General features: G+C 68.9%; 2 protein-coding genes. Both read right to left on the bottom strand.

Features of this window, described 5'->3' with window-relative positions; all coding sequences use genetic code 11:
• Positions 1 to 185: 185 nt before the first annotated feature.
• Positions 186 to 1,091: a sugar ABC transporter permease gene (locus ACFV0G_RS34790; protein ID WP_380556610.1), complete on the bottom strand. Its 906-nt coding sequence runs from the start codon at positions 1,089 to 1,091 to the stop codon at positions 186 to 188.
• Positions 1,092 to 1,144: 53 nt separating this feature from the next.
• A complete protein-coding gene (locus ACFV0G_RS34795) occupies positions 1,145 to 2,143 on the bottom strand; it encodes a carbohydrate ABC transporter permease (protein WP_380556608.1) in 999 nt (332 codons plus the stop codon).
• Positions 2,144 to 2,244: the final 101 nt, after the last annotated feature.

A 2,244-nucleotide genomic window follows, 5' to 3' on the forward strand; every position in this document is an offset into this window, starting at 1 on the left:
GACTTCTTCAGGCCGGCGGCGGTGTCCCAGCCGGCGAACGCCTTCGCGGCGGTGCTCATGGCGCCGTCCGCGATGTCCCCCGCCGCGCGTGTCGGGCCCTCGAGTTCGGTCTCGATGGTGTTGGCGAACTTCCGCTTTCTCGCCGGCGCGGCAACAGGCGGAATCAGAGGTTGTCTGACGTCGCGTCAGGACTTCGCGGCGCCGGCCGTCAGGCCGGTCACCAGGTGGCGCTGCACCAGGTAGAACACCGCAGCGGCCGGAATGGCGATGAGCACCGCGGTGGCGGCCATCAGGTGCCACTGGGCGTCGTGCTCGCTGATGTAGGACTGCAGACCGACCGCGAGGGTGTACTTGTCGGAGCTGAGCATGAAGGTGGTCGCGAACGGGACCTCGGCCCAGGCGGTGAGGAAGGAGTAGAACGCCGCCACCGCCAGGCCCGGCCGGGCCAGCGGCACGATGAGCCGCCAGAAGGTGCCGAACGGGGAGAGCCCGTCCACCCGGCCGGCCTCGTCGATCTCCACCGGGATGGTGTCGAAGTAGCCCTTCAGCAGCCACGCGCAGTACGGGACGGTGGTGCCGGAGTAGGTGAGGATCAGGCCGAGGTAGTTGTCCAGCAGACCGAGGTTGGACAGGATCGTGTACATCGGCACGATCACGATCGCGATCGGGAACGCCTGGGTGAGCAGCAGCGTGAACATCAGCTGCTTGTGGCCGGGGAAGCGCATCCGGGAGACCGCGTAGCCGGTGGTGGCCGCCACGGCCACGCCGATCACGGTGGTGCCGGCGGCGACCAGCGCCGAGTTGCCGAACCAGGTCAGGAAGTCGGTGTGGTTGAGGACGAACGCGTAGTTGGAGAACGTCGCCTTGCCGAGGATCCGGTCCGGGTGGAGGTAGTCGGTCTTGTCCGGGCCGAGCGAGATGTAGGCGATCCACAGCACCGGGAACACCGCGATCAGGCCGGCCACGACGAGCGCGCCGTGCGAGAGGAAGGAGCCCGCGGTGCTGCGCTGACCGCGCAGCCGCCGCTTCGCGGGCCGGGCCGGTGCCGCGGCCTCGGCGGCGGTGTTCGGAAGGTCGGCGGTGATGCTCATGTGCGTGCCTGCCTCGTCGTGGTCGGTGGGGTGCGCTGGGCTGGTGGGCGCGCTCACGCGGCCTGCTCGTTCCGGGCGAGCCAGCGGCGGTAGAAGGTCGTGAAGATGACCAGGATCGACAGCAGCAGCACGCCGTAGGTGGCCGAGCCGGCGAAGTCGCGGGGCTGCTGGCCGAAGCCCAGGTAGTAGGCCCAGGTGACGAGGATCTGGGCGTCCTGGACGCCGTTGCCGAGCAGCAGGTAGATGACGGCGAACTGGTTGAAGGTCCAGATGATGCCGAGCAGGACGACGGTGCTGCTGACGCTGCGCAGGCCGGGCAGGGTGACGTGGCGGAAGCGCTGCCAGGGGCTGGCGCCGTCCATCTCGGCGGCCTCGTACAGCTCGGCGGGGATCGACTGGAGGCCGCCCAGCAGGGAGACCATCATGAACGGCACGCCGCACCAGGTGTTGACGCCGATGACGGCGAAGCGGGCGGCGGTGGGGTCGCTCAGCCAGGACGGCTGCGGCAGGTGCAGGAAGCCGAGGAGGTTGTTGACCGCTCCGTGGTCGGCGAGCATCAGCCGCCAGGAGAAGATCGTGACGAAGGTCGGCACGGCCCACGGCAGGATGAGCAGCATCCGGTAGACGGCGCGGCCGCCGAGCTTCTGGTTCATCAGCAGGGCGAGGCCCAGGCCGATGCCGTAGTGGAGGGCGACGCAGGCGGCCGTCCAGACGATGGTCCAGATGAAGTGCGACCAGAAGCGGTCGTATGAGCCGGGGCCCCAGAGGATGTCGGCGTAGTTGTGCAGGCCGACGAACTTGAAGCTGTCGGGGATGTGGTTGACGCCGATCTGGCGGCCGACGTTGAGGCTGTTCGCGTCGGTGAGGGTGTAGTAGACACCCTTGCCGAGCGGGTAGCCGACCAGGGTGCCGAGGACCAGGACGACCGGCGCGATCATCGCGTAGGCGTACCAGTACTTGCTGTACGAGAGCTTGAGGCGCTGGACGATGCCGGGACGCGGTTCGCGCTCGCGGCTGCCCTGGCTGGGAGCGCCCTGCACGGCGACTGCCATTGTTGACACCTTCTCGGGGGATCCGCCGCCGCCTCGCATCGGCGACTGCTGTTCGTACGGGGATGACCGATGGCCGGGAGGCCGCCCGGTCCGCCTCGCAG

It is taken from the genome of Kitasatospora sp. NPDC059571 (assembly GCF_042735675.1).
Lineage (GTDB): Bacteria > Actinomycetota > Actinomycetes > Streptomycetales > Streptomycetaceae > Kitasatospora.

What these genes read in the sequence shown, in the direction of transcription:
- ACFV0G_RS34790 (WP_380556610.1), bottom strand. Translation starts at nt 1,091, where the DNA reads ATGAGCATCACCGCCGACCTTCCGAACACCGCCGCCGAGGCCGCGGCA.
- ACFV0G_RS34795 (WP_380556608.1), bottom strand. Translation starts at nt 2,143, where the DNA reads ATGGCAGTCGCCGTGCAGGGCGCTCCCAGCCAGGGCAGCCGCGAGCGC.